Origin of the sequence: Undibacterium sp. FT79W, assembly GCF_014284215.1 — a bacterium.
Taxonomy (GTDB): Bacteria; Pseudomonadota; Gammaproteobacteria; order Burkholderiales; family Burkholderiaceae_D; genus Undibacterium; species Undibacterium aquatile.
Genome location: NZ_JACOGB010000001.1, coordinates 592802 through 613843, shown reverse-complemented (window position 1 = coordinate 613843; position 21042 = coordinate 592802). Strand labels below are relative to the sequence as shown.

General features: G+C 52.6%; 19 protein-coding genes and 1 tRNA gene. 12 read left to right on the top strand and 8 right to left on the bottom strand.

What is annotated here, in order from left to right:
• Positions 1–17: 17 nt before the first annotated feature.
• Positions 18–674: an alginate O-acetyltransferase AlgF gene (locus tag H8K38_RS02655; RefSeq protein ID WP_186883213.1), complete on the bottom strand. Its 657-nt coding sequence runs from the start codon at positions 672–674 to the stop codon at positions 18–20.
• A gap of 122 nt (positions 675–796) precedes the next feature.
• A complete protein-coding gene (locus H8K38_RS02650; RefSeq protein ID WP_186883212.1) occupies positions 797–1456 on the bottom strand; it encodes an SGNH/GDSL hydrolase family protein in 660 nt (219 codons plus the stop codon).
• A 395-nt stretch (positions 1457–1851) separates the two neighbouring features.
• On the opposite strand from H8K38_RS02650, the gene argF reads away from it, so the two are divergent.
• From argF to H8K38_RS02635, 3 genes are all read left to right on the top strand, one after another.
• Positions 1852–2766 carry an ornithine carbamoyltransferase gene (argF, locus tag H8K38_RS02645; RefSeq protein WP_186883211.1) on the top strand — a complete coding sequence of 305 codons (915 nt, stop codon included), beginning with the start codon at positions 1852–1854 and terminating at the stop codon, positions 2764–2766.
• Positions 2767–2814: 48 nt separating this feature from the next.
• Positions 2815–4047 (top strand): argininosuccinate synthase, encoded by a 1233-nt coding sequence (locus H8K38_RS02640; RefSeq protein ID WP_186883210.1) that lies wholly within the window; start codon positions 2815–2817, stop codon positions 4045–4047.
• A 76-nt stretch (positions 4048–4123) separates the two neighbouring features.
• The gene (locus H8K38_RS02635) at positions 4124–4438 is read left to right on the top strand and encodes a pyrimidine/purine nucleoside phosphorylase (RefSeq protein WP_186883209.1); all 315 of its coding nucleotides are present in this window, start codon (positions 4124–4126) and stop codon (positions 4436–4438) included.
• A gap of 69 nt (positions 4439–4507) precedes the next feature.
• Here the strand turns inward: H8K38_RS02635 and murJ are convergent, their stop codons facing one another.
• A complete protein-coding gene (gene murJ / locus H8K38_RS02630; protein WP_186883208.1) occupies positions 4508–6061 on the bottom strand; it encodes a murein biosynthesis integral membrane protein MurJ in 1554 nt (517 codons plus the stop codon).
• A gap of 102 nt (positions 6062–6163) precedes the next feature.
• Here murJ and H8K38_RS02625 point away from each other — a divergent pair, with 102 nt between their 5' ends.
• On the top strand, positions 6164–7252 hold the full coding sequence (locus H8K38_RS02625; RefSeq protein ID WP_186883207.1) for a serine hydrolase: 1089 nt from the start codon (positions 6164–6166) through the stop codon (positions 7250–7252).
• Positions 7253–7363: 111 nt separating this feature from the next.
• Here the strand turns inward: H8K38_RS02625 and H8K38_RS02620 are convergent, their stop codons facing one another.
• Positions 7364–7837, bottom strand: coding sequence for an Lrp/AsnC family transcriptional regulator (locus tag H8K38_RS02620; RefSeq protein WP_186883206.1), 474 nt, complete (start codon positions 7835–7837; stop codon positions 7364–7366).
• Between the two features lie 206 nt (positions 7838–8043).
• On the opposite strand from H8K38_RS02620, the gene kynB reads away from it, so the two are divergent.
• The 6 genes from kynB to H8K38_RS02590 all read left to right on the top strand — a co-directional run bounded on the left by kynB (position 8044) and on the right by H8K38_RS02590 (position 12826).
• Positions 8044–8670, top strand: a complete 627-nt coding sequence (gene kynB, locus H8K38_RS02615; RefSeq protein ID WP_186883360.1) for an arylformamidase — start codon at positions 8044–8046, stop codon at positions 8668–8670.
• A gap of 82 nt (positions 8671–8752) precedes the next feature.
• Complete coding sequence (gene kynU, locus H8K38_RS02610; RefSeq protein ID WP_186883205.1) at positions 8753–10003, top strand: kynureninase; 1251 nt, start codon at positions 8753–8755, stop codon at positions 10001–10003.
• Positions 10004–10079: 76 nt separating this feature from the next.
• A complete protein-coding gene (kynA, locus tag H8K38_RS02605; protein ID WP_186883204.1) occupies positions 10080–10934 on the top strand; it encodes a tryptophan 2,3-dioxygenase in 855 nt (284 codons plus the stop codon).
• Between the two features lie 258 nt (positions 10935–11192).
• On the top strand, positions 11193–11450 hold the full coding sequence (locus H8K38_RS02600; protein WP_186883203.1) for a hypothetical protein: 258 nt from the start codon (positions 11193–11195) through the stop codon (positions 11448–11450).
• 82 nt (positions 11451–11532) lie between these two features.
• Entirely contained in the window at positions 11533–12159 is a 627-nt protein-coding gene (locus tag H8K38_RS02595; RefSeq protein ID WP_186883202.1) for a LysE family translocator, read from the top strand.
• A gap of 58 nt (positions 12160–12217) precedes the next feature.
• Positions 12218–12826: a fumarylacetoacetate hydrolase family protein gene (locus H8K38_RS02590; RefSeq protein ID WP_186883201.1), complete on the top strand. Its 609-nt coding sequence runs from the start codon at positions 12218–12220 to the stop codon at positions 12824–12826.
• Between the two features lie 255 nt (positions 12827–13081).
• Here H8K38_RS02590 and H8K38_RS02585 read toward each other — a convergent pair whose 3' ends face one another.
• The 3 genes from H8K38_RS02585 to H8K38_RS02575 all read right to left on the bottom strand — a co-directional run bounded on the left by H8K38_RS02585 (position 13082) and on the right by H8K38_RS02575 (position 16852).
• Positions 13082–14641, bottom strand: coding sequence for a chemotaxis protein CheW (locus H8K38_RS02585; RefSeq protein WP_186883200.1), 1560 nt, complete (start codon positions 14639–14641; stop codon positions 13082–13084).
• On the bottom strand, positions 14638–16332 hold the full coding sequence (locus H8K38_RS02580) for a PAS domain S-box protein (RefSeq protein ID WP_186883199.1): 1695 nt from the start codon (positions 16330–16332) through the stop codon (positions 14638–14640). The genes H8K38_RS02585 and H8K38_RS02580 overlap by 4 nt, the downstream gene beginning before the upstream one ends.
• 445 nt (positions 16333–16777) lie before the next feature.
• Positions 16778–16852 (bottom strand) — tRNA-Arg (locus tag H8K38_RS02575).
• 198 nt (positions 16853–17050) lie between these two features.
• Between H8K38_RS02575 and H8K38_RS02570 the strand changes: the two genes are divergently transcribed.
• On the top strand, positions 17051–18967 hold the full coding sequence (locus H8K38_RS02570; protein ID WP_186883198.1) for an ATP-binding cassette domain-containing protein: 1917 nt from the start codon (positions 17051–17053) through the stop codon (positions 18965–18967).
• A gap of 70 nt (positions 18968–19037) precedes the next feature.
• Positions 19038–19661: a hypothetical protein gene (locus H8K38_RS02565; protein ID WP_186883197.1), complete on the top strand. Its 624-nt coding sequence runs from the start codon at positions 19038–19040 to the stop codon at positions 19659–19661.
• 342 nt (positions 19662–20003) lie between these two features.
• On the opposite strand, the gene murB is transcribed toward H8K38_RS02565, so the two are convergent.
• The gene (gene murB / locus H8K38_RS02560) at positions 20004–21032 is read right to left on the bottom strand and encodes a UDP-N-acetylmuramate dehydrogenase (RefSeq protein WP_186883196.1); all 1029 of its coding nucleotides are present in this window, start codon (positions 21030–21032) and stop codon (positions 20004–20006) included.
• Positions 21033–21042: the final 10 nt, after the last annotated feature.

Genomic DNA, 21042 nt, shown 5'->3' with positions numbered 1-21042 from the left:
AAAAGTCCTGATTCAGATCAGGAAGTGGAATCGCGTACAAAAAAAGTCTGACGACCTTTTTTCGCAGGAATTACGATAATGCTGTAGCGTTCACCCGCTTGCAATTGCGACATATCGACCGCTGCACCTGCAGCGTCAGTGCCACAATTCGCCTGCACTGTCAGCGCCACGGGGTTCACCAGACGGCGTTGTGTTGTGGCTGGTTTAACGCCTTCAAAAATCGTCGCAGCCTTGGCACCACCCGTCAGCGAGGCGGCAGCGCAACTGCTATCGACATTCATCAGAGAAATAGAAGAACGCATGGCATTAAAATCCGTTGGCGCTTCGCGCACCAGCATACTTTCAAGCGCCGTTCCTTTATTCAGAATGGTGACAGTAATAAATTCACCCGGCTTCGCCACAACTTCTACATTGGTTTTAGCGGCACCGACTTGCACACTGGCCTTCAGTTTATCGCCGGCCTTGACCGGATAAAACCGCGAAACACGGCTCTCATTTTTAACATCCAGACTCACTTTAGCGGCGCCATTGACGACAAGCGCCTTATCGCTGCTGGCATTCAGAAAGCGCACGAAGGATGAATCCTGACCAGGGCCAGTTTCATACAAAGGATTATCTGCGTAAGCGCTCAGAGACAAGACGGAAGCCAGGCAAGTAAGGATAATTTTTTTCATTTTGATGAATCAGTCTATGCGGTCAAAGACAAAGCCGACAATACAACTAGGCATCATGCCAGCCAAAAACACCCGTGCGCCACAGATAAAATCTGGTGGCGCACGGCCGGACAATCTGGATATTAACGTTTGATTGAATTCAGAATCGCAGGTGTGGCGATCGCATTACCAATCGCACTACCCCAGGATTTATAGCCAGCACCGTCAAAATGCTGGCCATCAATCGTGCCCCATTCGCCAGGTTTAGACAGGCTGAGTGAATCGATATAAGTGCATGGCGCCACGATCTCAGACAGATAACCAGACATTTCTTTGGCGCGGGCATAGGTTTTATTGAATTTACCGCCTTCAGTACCCCAGGCCGGGCCAACCCAGACGCAACTCACATTGTTATTTTTGACGCCTTTGGTCAGACGGGAAACCTGCTGCCAGACCCAGTTTTTTTGCAGTTCTGGCTGAGAATACGACGCCATCGTATCGCCATTCACCACAACCACCAGATTTGGTTTGTAGGTTTTGACCAGTTCATTGAACGGGCGCGTCATTGCATCCTGCCCGGTTTTCACTTCGACCGGACCATCTTTCAGACGAACAGCACCGCCGCAAGAAGACTGGCTCTTTACCATCCAGTCACCGGCGGCGACGCCGCAGGCACCGAAAGAATAGACGACGGCACCTTTATTCATCAGATCATCGTGCAAAGTCGTGATCAGATAATCAGGTGTGGACATATGGCTATCGCCAATAATCAGGACGGTCAGTCCGGCTAAAAGTGCACTCATAATAAGTAATCCGGGTAAATGTTGTTCAATACAAATAATCTGCCAGCTCGAATGCCAGTCAGATTAACGACGAATTCTCTGAAGAAACAAATTCTACAATCAGAGGCATTATAAATAGCTTACCGAGAACCAATGATGTCAGAACAATAAGATTATCAAGTAGAGTTACTTTTTTTTACTAATTCACGAAAATTAACAATTCCGTACACAATCAAACAACATTTCAATATCGCAACAACAAAGCTGATTTTTCGCAAATAAATGTCAAAAGCGCCCACAAATTAATTTTCAAACCCGCCATCTTCTGAATTTAATATGGGAAAGCCGCTTTAATCCTTTATAATGAAGCAGTTATAACAGGCGGCGGCAAGCTTCACTTGCTGCCGGTTTTATTTATGGCTATCAAACACTTCCTGCAATTTTCCGATTTCACGCTGACCGAATTTGAATATGTGATGCAACGTGCGCGCATCATCAAACAACGGTTCAAAGCTTATCAGACCTATCACCCTCTGCTCGACAGAACGCTGGTGATGGTTTTCGAGAAAAATTCCACCCGTACCCGTCTGTCATTTGAAGCTGGCATGCATCAGCTCGGCGGCGCGGCAATTTATCTGAATACGCGTGACAGTCAGCTTGGTCGCGGCGAACCTGTCGAAGACGCAGGTCAGGTCATGTCCCGTATGTGCGACATCATCATGATCCGCACATTCGAACAAGAGATGATAGAAAAATTTGCGGCCAATTCGCGCGTGCCTGTCATCAACGGTTTAACCAACCAGCACCATCCTTGCCAGGTACTGGCCGACGTGTTCACCTACATCGAACATCGCGGTTCTATCACGGGCAAAAAAGTCGCATGGATAGGTGACGCGAACAACATGCTGTATTCGTGGCTGCAAGCCGCCCAGATATTCAATTTCCATCTGCATATTTCGACACCCAAAGGCTACGACATGGATATGTCGCTGGTCAGTGCAGATCCATCGCAGTACACCTTGTTCGACAATCCATCTGATGCCTGTGCCGGAGTCGATCTGGTGAATACCGATGTCTGGACCAGCATGGGTTACGAAGCCGAAAATCAGGCGCGTCTGCAAGCATTTGACGGCTGGATTGTGGATGAAGAAAAAATGGCGCGCGCCAATGCGGATGCGCTGTTCATGCATTGCCTGCCGGCTCATCGCGGCGAAGAAGTATCAGCTGGCGTGATCGATGGCCCGCAGTCTGTGGTCTGGGATGAAGCAGAAAACCGTCTGCACGTACAAAAAGCTTTATTAGAATATCTGGTTGTTGGCGAAATCAGCTAAGCCGGATCAAGCACACACCGTTTTAAATAGACATTTTGAAAGCACACTATGAGCGATATTAAAAAAGTCGTCCTCGCCTATTCCGGCGGTCTGGATACCTCAGTCATTCTGAAATGGCTGCAAGACAATTATCAATGCGAAATCGTGACCTTCACTGCCGATCTGGGCCAGGGTGAAGAGCTGGAGCCGGCACGTGCCAAAGCCATTAAATTCGGCATCAAGCCTGAAAACATTTATATCGACGACGTGCGTGAAGAATTCGTGCGCGATTTCGTTTTCCCTATGTTCCGCGCCAACACGATTTACGAAGGTGAATATCTGCTCGGCACATCGATTGCCCGTCCGCTGATCGCCAAACGCCTGATCGAAATCGCTAAAGAAACCGGTGCCGATGCGATCTCGCACGGTGCGACTGGCAAAGGTAATGATCAGGTGCGTTTCGAACTCGGTGCTTATGCGCTGATGCCGGGCGTGAAGATCATTGCACCATGGCGCGAATGGGATTTATTGTCCCGCGAAAAACTGATGAAATATGCAGAAGACGCAGGCATAGAAATCGACCAGAAACATAAAAACGGCGGCGCACCGTATTCGATGGATGCGAATCTGCTGCACATCAGTTTTGAAGGTCGCCACCTTGAAAACCCAAGTGCTGAAGCCGAAGAATCGATGTGGCGCTGGACAGTAAGCCCGGAAGCAGCACCAGATGCACCGGAATATCTGGACATCGAATTTGAACGCGGCGACATCGTCGCCCTGAATGGCAAACGCCTGTCACCTGCGGCGGTTCTGACCGAATTAAACCGTCTCGGCGGCAAACACGGTATCGGCCGTCTCGATCTGGTGGAAAACCGTTATGTCGGTATGAAATCCCGTGGTTGCTACGAAACGCCAGGCGGCACCATCATGCTGCGTGCGCATCGTGCGATAGAATCGATCACACTGGATCGCGAAGTCGCGCATCTGAAAGATGATCTGATGCCACGTTACGCCAGCATGATTTACAACGGCTACTGGTGGGCACCAGAGCGTATCGCTCTGCAAACGCTGATCGACCAGACGCAACAAACGGTCAACGGCTGGGTACGCGTCAAGCTGTACAAAGGCAATGTGATCACCGTATCGCGTGATTCCAAAACAGATTCTCTGTTCGACATGAACATTGCTACTTTTGATGAAGACGGCGGCGCTTACAACCAGGCGGATGCTGGTGGCTTCATCAAGCTCAACGCATTGCGTATGCGTATTGCAGCAAATGCCCGCGCAAAACGCGGTCAGTAATCAGGAAATACACCCGCTTTTATCAATGCAACTCAGCCCGCTTTTTATGCGGGCTGTTTTTTTGGAACAGAACAACATGACAACTCAATTCGACCAGGTCAGTGTCGTAAAAAAAGCGAATATTTACTTCGACGGCAAATGTGTTTCACACACAGTATTGCTGGCTGACGGCACAAAAAAAACCATAGGCGTGATTTTCCCATCCAGCCTGATATTCAATACAGGCGCGGCTGAAATCATGGAACTGAACGCAGGCAAATGCCGCATCCGCGTCAAAGGCGACAGCGAATGGTCAGTATATGAAGGCGGCCAGCAATTTCAGGTGCCAGCCAATTCCAGCTTCGAAATCGAAACGCTGGAAACCCTCGATTACGTTTGCCATTTCATCTGATCGATACAGCGCTGAATCAATAAAAAAAGGGATGCCACGGCATCCCTTTTTTTATTACGATCACCAACATCAGACCTTCGCTGTTTTCCGGAAATCTTTCGGGCGAAAGCCCATCACCGCCAGCGCACCGAAATACGCGGTGGCCGATACCAGGATCAGTACGAACAAAGCACCTGCGCGCAATAGCGGCGTCTGTTTCATTGCCAGCCAGTGTATCTGATCCGACATCCATGACGACACCGCCGCCATCAGCATTAATGCCGCAACCAGTTTGATCAGGAACATCAGCCAGCCTTTTTTGGGATGGAAAATACCGCGGCGACGCAAGCCGATAAACAGCAACAGCGCATTAACACAAGCGCCGAGCCCGACCGATAAAGCCAGACCGGCATGCGCGAACAAAGGCACAAACACCAGATTCAGCAATTGCGTTGCGATCATCACGGTCAGCGCGATTTTGACTGGCGTGCGTATATCCTGCCGTGCGTAAAAGCCCGGTGCCAGAATTTTCACCACGATCAGACCAATCAGACCGATGCCATAAGAAATCAGGGCATGCGACGTCATCTGCACCGCATGATCGTCAAATTTACCATGATGGAACAAGGTGGCGGTCAACGCTTCGGGTATCGTCGCCAGCGCCACGGCGGCAGGCATCGCCAGCAGGAAAGTCAAACGTAAGCCCCAATCGAGCAACGCTGAATACTCGGTGGTATCGCCATCGGCATTGGCCTTCGACAAGCCCGGCAACAAGATTGTGCCTAAGGCCACACCGAGCAACGCGGTTGGAAATTCCATTAAACGATCTGCGCTGGCCAGCCAGCTGGTGCTGCCAGCAACCATTTTGGAGGCCAGACTGGTGTTGATCAGAATACTGATCTGCGACGCCGAGACGGCCAATATTGCTGGCAGCATATTGCGCACAATGCGGCGCACGCCTTCGTCCTGCCATGCGGTATGCGGCCGCCAGCCTATGCGTGGCAACATACCGATTTTGACCAAGGCCGGTACCTGGATCGCCATTTGCAGCACGCCGCCGACGAACACCGCAATCGCCAGCGCATAGATCGGTTGCTCAAGAAAACGTGACAGCCACAAAGAGCCTGCAATCGAGGTCAGGTTATAAATCACCGGCGTAAAAGCCGGTATTTTGAATTCGCGCCAGGTATTTAAAATACCGCCAGCCAGCGCCACCATCGACATGAAACCGATGTAAGGGAACATGATGCGCGTCATCACCACGCTGGCATTAAATACATCCGGCCGGTCAAGCAAACCGTTCGCCGCCACATATAAAATCACCGGCGCACCGACAATACCAGCCGCGCAGGTCAGCAGCAAAGCCCAGGTCAGCAAGGTCGCGACATGATCGACCAACGCCTTCGTCGCTTCTTCGCCCTGTCTGACTTTATATTCGGCCAGAATCGGCACAAAGGCTTGCGCAAACGCGCCTTCGGCAAATAAACGGCGTAAAAGATTCGGAATACGGAACGCGATATTGAATGCATCGGACAGTGCATTCGCACCGAACTGGCTGTTAATCAGAATGTCGCGCGCCAGGCCTGTAATACGCGACAACATCGTCATGCCGCTGATAGAAGCAAGAGTTTTGAGTAAATTCATGGTGCGGCATTATATCGCGACACCTATCCTGCACTGCACAATCTTCCGTTTTTACCGTGATTTGTTACACTGCGGATTCTGATCTGTTCCCGGAGTAGAGCTATGCCCCGCCTCTGTCACCTTAGTCACTTCCTGCGCAGCAGCGCCCTCATCGTTCTGAGTCTGTTGAGTTCTCTATCCGCCCAGAATGTCGCGGCAAAACAGCCTGATGCGCTGGAAACCGCCGCCAGCCAGTTGTTTGCCAGCGGTTTCCGCGGTGCGATACTGGCAGCGCGCGGCGATAAAATTTTGCTGCAAAAAAACAGCACCGACTTTGCTGATCTGCAACGCCCTTTCCGTTTCGCCTCGATCACCAAGCAAATGACCGCGATACTGATACTGCAGGAAGTGGATGCCGGACGTTTGCAACTCGATCAGCCGCTGGGAAAGTATTGGCCTGATTATCCGAATCCGCAGGCGCGCCAGATCACGCTGCGGCAACTGTTGACGCATTATTCCGGCCTGTACAATGAAAACGCCGAGCCTACGTTTCACATGCGCAATGCCAATCAGGGCGACAACATGCAGGCCTTCGCGAGCGGCATCTGCGCAGGACCAATGAAGAGTGCGCCCGGCAGCACGTTTGATTACAACAACTGCGATTATCTTGTGCTCGGTGCCTTGCTGGAAAAAATCAGCGGTCAGCCTTTTTCCCAATTACTCCAAAAACGCCTGTTCCAGCCTTCAGGTATGAAAAGCGCCGGCATGTACAACGCCGCGATGCCGGACAACCCGGCCCACGTGCACGGCACACTGGGTGGGAAAGCCGAACCGGAAGTGAATTTCGCCAGTTACGGCGCGGCAGGCTCGTCGTATGGCAGCTTGCAAGACTTACTCGCCTTTGACCGCGCCTTCATTGCGGGCAAACTGCTGTCGCCCGCCGCCCGTGCTGACATGCTGAAGCCGAATGCCACCGGCGGTGCACTCGGCGTCTGGGTCTATCCGTTCAAAGGCGCTGATGAGCGCAAACCCACCACCATTGTCGAACGTCAGGGCTGGATCGCCGGGGTGCGGATACTGAATTTGCTCGATATCCAAAACGGTCACATCCTGATTCTGGTCAGCACCAACGGCGACCTTGATCTGACCCAGACCTGGAACAATCAAGGCCCGGCAGCAGGAATACTGAAAGCGCTGTTACAGAGTAAATAAGCCTGTCAAACAGCTTCCGGAGGCAAAAATATACTCCCGGGAGTATATTTAAAAGCCCTTTGTTTATACTGAGAATAAGGCGAAAATCAAAGATACTCCCCTGAAATTGGCTTATTCTGCGAGCAAAGCAGTGTCAATCTGCTGCGTATCTTTCAGCGTCTGCAAAACGATGTTCGAGCGGATATCCAGCACGCCTGTGGTTTTGTAGAGGCGTTCCAGAACGAAGCTGGAATAGTGTTTCAGATTGCGGGCGCGCACGCGCAGCAGGTAATTGGCGTCGCCGGTGATGATGTAGGAACCGGTTACTTCCGGCCACTGCTGCAAGGCTTGCGAAAAACTCTCATGCCATTGTTCGACATCGCGCCGCATCGTCACCTGTACAAACGCATCCACCTCCAGCCCGACTTTTTCGGTGTCGATCACGGCGCAATAGTGATGAATGACGCCAGCCTCTTCCAGCATACGCACCCGCCGCAGGCAGGATGAGGGCGACAGAAACACTTTATCCGCCAACTCCTGGTTGCTGATACGGCCATCGCTTTGCAGGTAATCGAGAATTTTCAGATCGGTCGCGTCGAGTTGCATGATTTTCCTGTTTTCTGGTGTATTTGCGCGACGCACAAACGCACATTCGCAATTTTCATCAAATAATCTTCATTTATTCGCAGTATATTCTAGCGACACCGTTTTTGATATTGTGATTTGCAACAATTATTCAGGCAATCCGGCATAAAATCTCTGCCTGTTCTGTTGAGGAGTTTGCTATGTCTGATCTGTCTAAGCTGCCTGAAATGCCCCGCTTATGGGACATCACACCGGCGATACAACCGGGCATTCCGGTCTGGCCGGGCGACAGTGCTTACAGCGCTGAAACCACCTGGCAAATTGCCGACGGCTGTCCAGTCAAAGTCAGCAAGATCACGATGTCCACCCACACCGGCGCGCACTGCGATGCGCCTTCGCATTACGATGTTGACGGTAAATCCATTGATCAGGTCGCGCTTGAGACCTATATCGGTGCCTGCCGCGTGATTCATAGTCTGGGCGTGGCGCAGGTTTTACCGGAACACGTCAGCGACTATCTGCACAATCTGCCGCCACGCGTGCTGTTCCGCACCTATCTGCAAGCACCGCAGATGCAATGGGATGCGGATTTTCCCAGCATTGCCCCGGCAACCATCGATCTGCTAGCGCAGCATGGCGTCAGGCTGATCGGCATCGACAGCCCGTCTTTCGACCCGCAGGAATCCAAAACGCTGGATGCGCATCTGCGCATGAAACAGCATCAGATGGCGATTTTGGAAGGCATTGTTCTCGATGAAGTGCCGGAAGGCGATTATGAACTGATCTGCCTGCCCTTAAAACTCGCGGGACTCGATGCCAGCCCGGTGCGGGCGGTACTCAGGGCGCTGCGATAAATCAACACAATAATCGACGCAATAAGCAACGCAAAAAACACGAACGCATCAACACGCTCACTATTATTTCCAGGAGATGAACATGACCCTAGCCCACAGCCGCGCAGCCTGCGAGCAACTTGATCGACAAGATCCGCTGGCCGCTTTACGCGATGAATTTCTTTTGCCGGACTGCGTTATTTACCTCGATGGAAATTCTCTCGGCGCGCGCCCGAAAGCATCGCTGCAAAGAGCGCAGGAAGTGATCGCGCAAGAATGGGGCACCGATCTGATCAAAAGCTGGAATAAAGCGGGCTGGTTCGATCTGCCGTCCACGCTGGGAAATCAGCTCGCACCGCTGATCGGTGCGCAGCCGGAAGAAGTGGTCGTCACCGATTCGACTTCCATTAATCTGTTCAAAGCCATCAGCGCCGCGTTGCAAATGCAGTCTGGCGACGCGCAACGCAAAGTCATCATCACCGAGCGCAGTAATTTCCCCACCGATATTTACATGGCCGAGGGTATCACCCGCTGGCTGGATCGCGGCTATCAGATACAACTAATAGATTCCCCCGATGAATTGCCTGCGGTGATCAATGAAAAAACCGCGCTGGTGATGCTGACGCATGTGAATTACCGCACCGGCTATCTGCACGACATGCGCGCGGTGACCGCCCTGATACATCAGCATGGCGCGCTGGCCTTATGGGATCTGGCGCATTCTGCCGGTGCGGTGCCTGTGGAACTGAATGCAGCTCAGGCCGATTTCGCGGTTGGCTGCACTTATAAATATCTGAACGGCGGCCCCGGTGCCCCGGCTTTCATCTGGGTACCGCAACGCCATCAGGCCGCATTTCAGCATCCGCTGTCGGGCTGGTGGGGACATGCACGCCCGTTCGCAATGCAGCCACATTTTGAACCAACGGCCAGTATCCGCCGCGCGCTGTGCGGTACGCAGCCTATGGTCTCGCTGGCGCTGGTCGGCTGTGGTCTCGATATCTTCGGCAAAACCACGATGCAGGCGATACGCGAAAAATCGCTGGCGCTGACCGATTTATTTATCGCCTTGGTTGAAAGCCAGTGCGCCGCACATCCGCTGGAACTGGTCACGCCGCGTTCTCATCAGCAGCGCGGCAGCCAGGCCAGTTTCCATCATCCGCATGCTTACGCGATTATCCAGGCCTTGATAGAACGCGGTGTGATCGGCGACTACCGCGAGCCGGGCATCATGCGTTTTGGCTTCACACCTTTGTACGTGCGTTATGTCGATGTGTGGGACGCCGTTGCCAGCTTGCGCGACATCCTTGATCGCGAAGATTACGATCTGCATGCCAAACGCCATGCCGTGACCTGATCACAGCGGTGATAAAGACAACTGGGCAGACAAGTCAGCAGACCAGGCAACAGCAACGATAAAAAAGAGGAACACAATGAGTAACGACAATACCAGCGCAGGCAAATGCCCGATGTCATGGCATGGCGCACAAATGGATTTTTCGAATGACATGAGTTACGGCGACTATCTGGGGCTGGATCAGATACTGACGGCGCAACATCCGCGCTCGCCGAATCATAATGAAATGCTGTTTATCGTCCAACACCAGACCAGCGAACTCTGGATCAAGCTGATGCTGCACGAGCTGCATGCGGTGCGGGTACAGATACGCAATAATGATTTGCCGCCCGCATTCAAAATGCTGTCACGCGTCGCCCGCATCATGGATCAGCTGGTACATGCCTGGGATGTACTGGCAACGATGACGCCGAGTGAATACACGGCGATCCGCCCTTACCTTGGTGCGTCATCCGGCTTTCAATCGCATCAGTACCGCGAACTGGAATACCTGCTCGGCAATAAGAATGCGGCTTTACTGAGCGTGCATGAAAGCAAACCGGCGATCCATGCCACGCTGAGCGATGCGCTGCACACGCCATCGATTTACGATGAAGCAATCATGCTGATGGCACGTCAGGGTCTGGTGATTGATGCTGAGCGCTTGCAAGCCGACTGGACACAATCGACGACATCCAACGAATCCGTCAAAGAGGCATGGCTGCAAGTCTATCGTGCGCCGGAACAGCACTGGTCTTTATATGAGCTGGCAGAAAAGCTGGTCGATATGGAAACCGCATTCCGCATCTGGCGCTTCCGTCATGTGACAACGGTAGAACGCATTATCGGCTTCAAAACCGGCACCGGCGGCACGGCTGGCGTCAGCTATCTGCGCAAAATGTTGGATGTGGTGCTGTTTCCGGAATTGTTCGCCCTGCGTACGGCGCTGTAAGCATGAGTGCCTGTCAAACCTGACTCAAGAATCAAGTCATAACATCCTGGCTACCCCCCTCTCTCGCAGCGGCTTGCCGGGATGTTGATGCCGCGCAATCTTTCTGCCCTTGATGGATTTATAATGTGAGCGTGTTTCCCGGATACCCACTTATTGAATATCCATCCCGTTACAGCAATCTTATTACCATCACCAGTTGCATGATGAATGTCCGTAACAGTAAGAGGGCATAAGAACGATGTCGCGGCTGGATTGATTATGGAGTCTGACATGCACCGCCACGGTATTACCTCTATTCCTGATTTCCCCGCGTCTGCCACACCGCTGACCGGTATCGACAATATTGACGCTCAGCGCCACGATCTGCGCACTGCAGCGTATGTAGAAACAGCAATCCGCCTGCAACAAAGCCACGGCACCAGTTGCGCACTGGAATACCTGCAGGCCAATGATGTCGATCCAGTCACCAGTGGTCGTGTCCTGACTCATCCGGAAAGACGCCGCCACTCTCTGTAATTTCTGCATGACATCAGATACCCGGTTGAAGGCAAATCGCAGATAATGTTGATTTGCCTGTGTACTTTTTCCGGACGATGCCATGCTGACTTTACAAACCGCACTGACTTTCTTTGGTATTTCAATTTTGCTGGGACTGACGCCCGGCCCCGATAACCTGTTCGTGCTGATGCAATCGGCAACGCAGGGACGCAAAGCAGGCATGCTGGTCGTCTTCGGTCTCAGTAGCGGCATCATCGTCCACACCTGCGCCATTGCGATGGGGTTGGCCGCTCTGTTTGCCGCCTCGGCAACCGCATTTCTTGTTCTCAAATTCGTCGGTGCAGCTTATCTTGCGTATCTGGCGTGGGGCGCATTTCATGCTCCGGTCGGCGATACGGCAGGCAACAGCGCGCCAGTCATGCGTCCGGCACAATTGTATTTGCGCGGCATTATCATGAACCTGACGAATCCTAAAGTCGTGTTATTTTTCCTCGCGTTGCTGCCGCAGTTTGTATCGGCGGAACGTGGTGCGATAGCGCCGCAGTTTTTTCAGCTTGGCGCTATTTTCATCGTCGCGACGCTGATCACCTTTGGCGGCATCGCCTGGTTCGCCGCAAGTGTTGGTCAGCGTTTGCGCCGCTCGGCACAAGCACAGCGCTGGCTCAATCGCAGCGCAGCGACTGTGTTTGCCTTACTCGCAGCCAAACTCGCATTGGCGCAACGCTGAGAAAGTTTCTTGCATCAATTAAACTGCTCGCTTTGACGACAGAAATTCAGGAGTCAACATGCATACCGTAATACGCGAAAATCAGGCCATCGTGCCATCCAAAATCGTCTGCGCCGGCCGCAATTATGTCGAGCACATCGCCGAACTCGATAATGAAGTCCCGACGGAACCCGTGATTTTTGTCAAACCAAATTCGGCTCTGTCTGATGACCTGCGCTCGGATGGCGACGATATTCATTACGAAGGTGAAATCAGCTTTCTGCTGCACAATGGCAAGATCGATGCGGTCGGCTTCGGCCTCGATCTGACCCGCCGCGCGGTGCAGACCAGCCTGAAAAAACAAGGCTTACCGTGGGAACGGGCAAAAGCATTTGATGGCTCGGCAGTGTTCAGCCGCTTCGTGCGCTTTGACGGCAATCTGGACGCTTTACGACTGGAGCTGCTGATGAACGGGCAGCTCGCACAACAGGGCGGCACACCGCTGATGCTGTTCAAGCCGCTGCAATTGCTGGCATCGATACAGAGTTTTATGAGCCTCAATGATGGCGACATCCTGATGACGGGCACACCAAAAGGTGTGGGACCAGTACAGCGCGGCGCAATGTTCACCGGCAGGATTTATTCCGGCGACAGCCTGCTGGTCGAGCAGCAATGGACTGCGTTGTGATTTGACTCAAACATCGATGCCAGATCGCCGGATTAACACCGCGCCGGTAAGGCCCTTGAGATCGCTGAATTGAGGTTTTTTAATGAAAATATACTGGGGGGAGTATTTTTTACACCCTTTATTTCATGCCGACAATCAGCATGAAATCGCAGATACTCCCCCTATTTTCAGTAAATAAAGGATGAGGGCAGAGGCAAAATAGTTGCCATCAGACGGGGCATGGAAAACGACGTGGCAGCGATTTTGCGTCAGCGTTCAGGATGCCAGCGCCTGCTGCAAAGGTAAATATTCTGCCGGATTCAGAATGCTGTAAGTTTTTTCCTGATCCTGATCGCGGACGGTGATGATCTGAGTGACGCCACTTTGACGCCGCCCAAATGCCGCAATTTTGCCGCTTCTGGCGGGTAACAGTATCAGCAACTGTTCAACTGCAAGCCCGATCAGCATGCCGTCGATACGCATGATCAGCACGCGGCGTTCCGGGCTATCCGGCGTTGGCGTCTGATTGCTCAGCATACGCAAATCCCACAAGGCCAGGGTCTGCTGATTCCAGATAAAGTTACCCAACTGCGCCGGGTGTCCCGCAGTATTTGTATCAAGCTGAGCCGGAAAATAAACGATGGCCTCCAGCCAGCGCATGCCGACCGCCCAGGCACGTCCGCCCTGCACCACCACATGCGCTTGTAACGCAGCATCCAGGTCCGTCTGACTCTGTTGATCTGGTTGCTGGTTTTGCTGGTCTTGTCTGGCACTCTCTGCTTTCTGGCTCAGCGCACTCAGGGAACATGTATTCACCAGTTCAGCGCCATCGACCAGCAATAAGCGTTCCGCCGCATTCAGATGCAACACGCCGCGTAATACGGTGTTGACAGGTAAACCAGCACTGGCAGCCGTTTGCGCTGCGCTGGTATCGAGTGGCGTCACCGCGCGGGCGACCTGCACCGGTAAGCCCGCATAACGCCCCTCACTGCCCAGTATCACCAGCAAGTTTTCTTGCGCTGATGCCGTCGTGTCGTGTGCAGATTCGTCCGCTGCTTGCGGTGGTAAGCCTAATGCCGCCATCGTGCGCAACACCGGCACATCACGTTCGCGCCAGATGGTCATGCCCAGCCACGCCGGATGGCGTCCTAATATCGTGGTAACGACGGGCATGGAAATCACAGCGGCAACATCGGCAGCGGGAATCGCCAGCACCTGTCCGGCAAGCTCAAACAATGCATGCGGCACTGTGCTGGCTGAGGCTGAGCCTGCGTCAACGGCAGCAGTTGCGGCCAATTCGCTATCGGCCGCTGCGCTGGAAGTCGCGAACTCCTCATCCGCCGCACTCCATACCTGTGACAGCCGGATCAGTGCATCAACATCAAGCAGACCCAGAGCCTGCGACTCTTGTTCACCAGCGGCAATACTGACGGTGGAATGAAACAATTCTTCCTCATCCTCACGCTGAACCACGCGCTGAATCTGACTGCCAGGGACGCGCTGCAAACCTTCAACCTGATCAATCGCCACACCGACCAGATGCGCATTCTGCTTCAATAACAATATCTGTCCCGGCAACTCGTCGCGTTCGTCCGGCCACGGTAACCAACGCCGCAAATCGAGCAATGGGATGCTCTGCTGTCTATACACAAACACACCGGCAATCGCCTGATCGCGACGTGGCAACAGCGTCAGTTGCGGCTGCCGGATCGCCTGCACGACATCGTTCAGTGGCACCGCAAAACGCAGGTCACCAAGCCGGCAGAATGTCATGCTCAGGCTGCTGTCGTTGCGATGCGCGCCGTTCAACGCTACCGATGTTGCGGCAAGGGTCACAGGCGCTCCGTCGATTGATTCAATTCGTTGAGCAAGTTCACGACGTTGCGGGTCGCATCCGCCTGCTCGCTGGTCGCGCCGTAAATAGCGGCGATCGATTGTGTGGTGTTATTCATGGAATCGAGAATCCGCGCAAACGAATCGCCGACCTGTTCCGACAAGCGTCCGCCCTCATCCACCCGCGTCACGGTTTGCGTGATCAGCTTGGCGATCTCGCGTGCTGCCAGCGTCGATTTCTCTGCCAGCTTACGTACTTCGTCAGCCACCACGGAAAAGCCCAGCCCTTGCTCGCCAGCGCGTGCGGCTTCGATCGCCGCATTAAACGCCAGCAAATTGGTCTGGCTGGCGATATCGGCAATTGTGTTGATAATTTCGTTGATGTCGTTTGACGATTTCTGTATCGCCTGTATCGCTTCTTGCGAACGCTTCAGCACGCCGCTGCCGTCGGCCGCATGTTGCTGCGTTTTCTGCGCCAGATCATTCGAGTGTTCAGAACTTTTGGAAATACTGTCGATTGATGCGGACAGTTCATCAAGTATGCGCGTGATCGATTCGACTTTTTCTGAAATCAGGTTTTCTCTATCCACCTGCTCGGTAATATCCACCGCATATTTCACGACCTTGTACGGCTTGCCTTCCAGATCAAGGATAGGATTGTAGGTTGCCTGTATCCAGACTTCTGCGTCGTGTTTTCCTATCCGTTTATAGCGTCCGCTTTTAAACTGTCCATCCGCCAGATCCGCCCAGAAATGCCGGTATTCCAACGACTTGACCAGTGCGGCTTCACAAAAAATTTTATGGTGCTGGCCGATGATTTCCTGTTCGGTAAAGCCGAAAGTACGCAAAAAATTAGCATTCGCCGTCAGGATATTTCCCTGTAAATCGAATTCAATCACCGCTTGCGAACGGGAAATCGCATTTTGCTTGCCCTCAGATTCTGCCTGCCTGGTACGCAGCTCTGTTATATCGGTCGCAAACTTCACGATCTTGTAGGGCTTGCCATCCGGATCAAACACCGGGTTGTAGGACGCCTGTATCCAGACATCCTTGCCATGCACATCGAGCCGTCGATACACACCGGCATCAAATTCTCCGCGCCCGAGGCGTTCCCAGAAATTCAGATATTCGACAGAACGCGCTTCGTCCTGCGTGCAAAACAGGCGATGATGCTGCCCCGTTATCTGTTCGATGTTGTAGCCGAAAATCTGCAGAAAATTCTGATTCGCCGCCGACACTCTGCCATCAAGAGAAAATTCAACAACCGCCTGCGCGCGGTCTATCGCATTGATTTTTCCCTCATCGTTCGCGCGTCGTAATTTTTCAGCGGTGATGTCGGTCGCAAATTTGACGATGCGTGCTGGCTTGCCATCGTCGCCCATGATGGGGTTGTAAGACGCATGTAACCAGACTGTTTTGCCGTCTTTACCGTAGCGATGAAATTCACCCGAATACGTTTCGCCCTTGGCTAACTTACTCCAGAACTGGCTATATCCTATGCCGTTGACATAAGCCGGTTCGCAAAAAATCTTATGATGCTGGCCGACCACTTCGTCACGCGTGTAGCCCATCGTTGAGAGAAATAATTCATTCGCATGCAGGATATTGCCTTGCAGGTCAAATTCGATAATCGCCTGCACACGGTTGAGCGCTTCGATCAAGGCATTCTGGCGAGAGATACTGGACTGGTTCATGACGGTGCTCTTTATGTTTGATACTCAGTGATGATGGCTGAATCAGCCCACTGCGCTGGGAACGTGAAGGAACGCTCTGGCCGGCACGCTCGTGGCTGAAAATGCGCATGCCGCTAAAAGCGAAAAATAAGCTGAAAAAAGCCACCGGAATAACATCGCTAAATTTGACAGATGATTAAAAATCAGCGTTGCATTGTTTTTATGTTTATGGATGCAATCGTTTGATTCTATAGGATATTCATCCGCAGCAATGGCTGATTGCCAGTAGGAAATAATATTTAACGAATCAGCAGCGCATCATTGGCGATCAACGCTGACCGCTAATCACTACAACAGAGGGAAAAGTACGTTGATTACTTTGATTACTTTGATTACTTTGATTACTTTGATTACTTTGATTACTTTGATTACGTTGATTACGTTGAGGAATGAGATGTGCCAGGACTGGTCCCGCCGACAGGAATCGAACCTGTATCTTACGCTTAGGAGGCATACGTTCTATCCATTGAACTACGGCGAGACACGGTGTGAACAGCGACAGGCGCAGTTCAGCAAGCCCGCCATCTTACCTGAGCAGCCCCTAACAATCAATCAAGGCCGTATCAAGCTTCAGTCAAAGACGAATCAAGATCGCTAAGCGCTGCGCTGCCTGTCGTACAATACGGGTTTTCTCCAATGTAGTCCGGCATGATCTGCCGTACTGATCTCACAGGTATTTATGGCAGTTATCTCATTAAGCGATGCCCAATTGGCATTCGGTCACGTTGCTCTGCTCGATCATGCAGAGTTTTCTCTTGAAACCGGCGAGCGCGTCGGTCTGATCGGCCGTAACGGCACCGGCAAATCTTCTTTGCTGAAAATTATCGCCCGCACTTCAAAAATCGATGATGGCCTGCTGGTGCAGCAACAAGGTCTGAAAATCGCGTATGTGGAACAGGAACCGCAATTTGACCAGAACATCAGCGTGTTTGACGCAGTGGCATCCGGCCTCGGTGAATTGCCTGCGCTGTTGCAAGAATATGAAAGCCTGACCGGCCAATTCGGTGGCGATAATGATGACGCGCTGATGGAGCGCATGCATGATATCCAGGTCAAGCTGGATGCCGCCGATGCCTGGAGCCTCGGCAATAAAGTCGAAACCACGCTGGATAAACTCAATCTCGGTAAAGACGCGATTATGGGTACATTGTCAGGCGGGATGAAAAAGCGGGTGGCGCTGGCCTGCGCGCTGGTCAGTGCGCCGGATGTATTGTTGCTCGATGAACCGACCAATCATCTGGATTTTTCCTCGATTCAGTGGCTCGAAGGTTTGCTGAAAGATTTCAAAGGCAGCGTGCTGTTCATCACGCATGACCGTAGTTTCCTTGACAACGTGGCGACCCGCATCGTTGAACTCGATCGCGGCAAGCTGACTTCATATCCCGGCAATTTCACCACTTATCAGACCCGCAAAGCAGAGCAGCTGGAAAATGAAGAAGTCGAAAATGCCAAGTTTGATAAATTTTTAGCGCAGGAAGAAATCTGGATACGCAAAGGTGTGAAAGCGCGCCGCGTGCGCGATGAAGGTCGCGTCAAACGTCTGGAACAATTGCGTCTGGCACGCAGCGCGCGACGTGAATTGCAAGGCCAGGTCAAGCTCGATGTCACCACGGGCGAGCGTTCCGGCAAGATCGTCGCCGAGCTGGAAAACGTCAGCAAATCGTTTGGCGAGAAAGTCATCGTCAGAGATTTTTCCAGCATCATCATGCGCGGCGATAAGATCGGTCTGATCGGTCAGAACGGCGCCGGTAAAACCACCTTGCTGAAACTGATACTCGGTCAGGAAACACCGGATAGCGGCACCATCAAGCAAGGCAGCAAATTGCAGATCGCGTATTTCGATCAGATGCGCGCGCAGTTAAACGATGAAATGAGCCTGGCAGAAACGATTGCGCCGGGCAGTGATTTTGTTGAAATCAACGGCCAGCGCAAGCATGTGATGTCATATCTGGGCGATTTCCTGTTTGCACCGGAACGCGCCCGTTCACCGGTCAAATCTTTATCCGGCGGCGAACGCAACCGCCTGTTGCTGGCACGTCTGTTCGCCAAACCAGCGAACGTGCTGGTGCTCGATGAACCGACGAATGATCTTGATATCGACACGCTGGAATTGCTCGAAGAATTGCTCGAAGAATATACCGGCACCGTGTTCCTGGTCAGCCATGACCGGACTTTCCTCGACAACGTCGTCACGCAAGTGATCGTTTCTGAAGGTGAAGGCCAGTGGCGCGAATATATCGGCGGTTACAGCGACTGGGAACGTTACAGCAATTCCGTCGCCAAATCCGCGGCGAAAGCGGACAGCAAACCAACCGCCAATGTCGCCAATACAGCAGCGACCGCAAATGTACCCGCCGCCGCGAAAGCCAAAAAGCTCAGCTACAAAGAGCAACGCGAGTTAGAAGAATTACCTAAGCTGATCGCGCAACTGGAAGCAGAGCAAGCCGCGATTACCGCGCAACTCGCCGATGCTGACTTGTATAAAAATGGACCGGACGAAGCAAATAAATTGAATGCGCGTTTTGCCGAGATCGATGAGGAATTGCTGACAGCGCTGGATAAATGGGAAACCATCGAAGCCAGAAGTAAAGGCTGAATCCAACCGCAGTAAAGCAAAGAGAGGTGCACGGATGGCACCTCTCTGCATTTGGACTACAGGAGTCACTATGAAGACACGACGCGAACTATTCTCAGCCTCAACCGTGCTCGGCAGCTTGCTGCTGGTTCTCAGTATGACAACGGGTGCGCAGGCGCAAACCCTGTATCGCTGCGGCAATTCATATCAGGACAAACCCTGCGACAAAGGCCAGAAAGAGCAGATCTTAGGCAAGCTCGCCACCACAGACAATACGAATAAACCGGTGGTCGATGCGTCGTGTCGCTTGCGTGGTGAAGATGCTAAAAAAATTATCTGGATGCGTGAAGCCGGTGCGACGCAAGAGCGTGTTTTGTCTGAAGCCGGCACCGAAGAGCGCAAGAAACTGATCAATGAAATTTACGCGCAACGTGGCAATGCTGCGGATGTACGGGCGGCGGTTGAAAAAGAATGCATGGATGAAAAACAGCGTGCAATGAATGCCGCCAAACCTGCAGCGCCAGCGACACCAACGTCGGCCTCGGCACCTGCTGCCAACGAAAAAGCCGCACCTGCAAGTGCGCCTGACAATGGCGAAGCGGCGCGTAAAAAAGCGATGTGCGATAAGGTACGTGAAGCGCTGGTCAGCCTGCGTCAGGCCGGCAATGCGGGCAACGCCGACAAGGATTTAAAAAGCATGGGTTGCGATCGTTGAACCGTGTCAGCACATGAGACTTTGCGGTCAGCATGGTTTTGAATTTGCCCGATAGTGCCAAAATACGGCCAAAGATGCTCCAAAAGGCCTTAAATATTCTCCCCCCAGTATATTTTGAAGCCCTTTATTTATGCTGAGATAAAGGCGATTTCATTAAAAAAGAGGGGGAGTATCCGTATTTCGACAAAAAATACGGCGAATGCATCAGATTTTCAGCCTGCTTGATCTGCGCTGAAATGGATGTTGAAATCCGCGTTGAAAGGTGTGCTGAAACCGGTGCGGAAATGAACGGCATCTTGAGCTTAGCCGACACCGTTCTGTGCTGCTGCCGTCAGACAGAAATCAGACAAACACCGGCTCAATTTCCAGCGTGACCGCAAACTTCGCCAGCACATCCGCCTGCAACGCCTGTGCCAGCGCGCGCACTTCTGCACCGCTTGCACCGCCCCGGTTCACCAGCACCAAGGCCTGCTTTTCATAGACACCGGCACGTCCCAGATTTTTTCCTTTCCAGCCGCAACGCTCTATCAGCCAGCCTGCCGCCAGTTTGTACTCGCCTGACGCTTGCGGATAACTGACCAGATCAGGATAGTTCAGCAATAGCGCATCGCGCTGTGCCGCGCTCACCAGCGGATTTTTGAAAAAACTGCCGGCATTGCCAATCACCTGCGGATCGGGCAATTTCGCCTGACGTATCGCGATAATCGCATCGCTGATTGCGCGTGGCGAAGGCGCGCTGATCGCTTGCAATTGCAGATATCTGGCGACATCGGCGTAACCAAGTTTAGGCTGCCATTGCTTGGGCAACGCAAACTGCACGCTGGTAATCGCCACGCGGTCTTTCAGCGCATGTTTGAAAATACTGTCGCGGTAGGCAAACTGGCACGCAGCCTTATCCAGCACCAGCATCTCGCCAGTGGCAAAATCAAATGCTTCTAGCTGAAACAAAGCATCCTGCACTTCCATGCCATACGCGCCGATATTCTGTATCGGTGCCGCGCCAACCGTGCCGGGAATCAGGGATAAATTTTCCAGCCCGCCCAGGCCCAGCGCCAGCGTCCATTGCACGAAAGCGTGCCAGTTTTCACCGGCCTGCGCCTGCACATAAACAAATTCAGCATCTTCACCGACGATGGATTTGCCGAGTAAATCCATCTTCAGCACCAGCGCATCAACCTGATCCGACAACACCAGATTACTGCCGCCACCTAAGATCAGACGCGGCATTGCAGTGAGCACAGGGTCGTCGCGCAACGCCTTTAACTGGTCTATATCGGTCACGGATAAAAAGTAATTCGCCTGCGCCGCAATACCAAAAGTATTGTACGGTTGCAGCGAAACATCGCGGGAAAAAGAGAGATTCGTCGTCATAGGGTGCAAA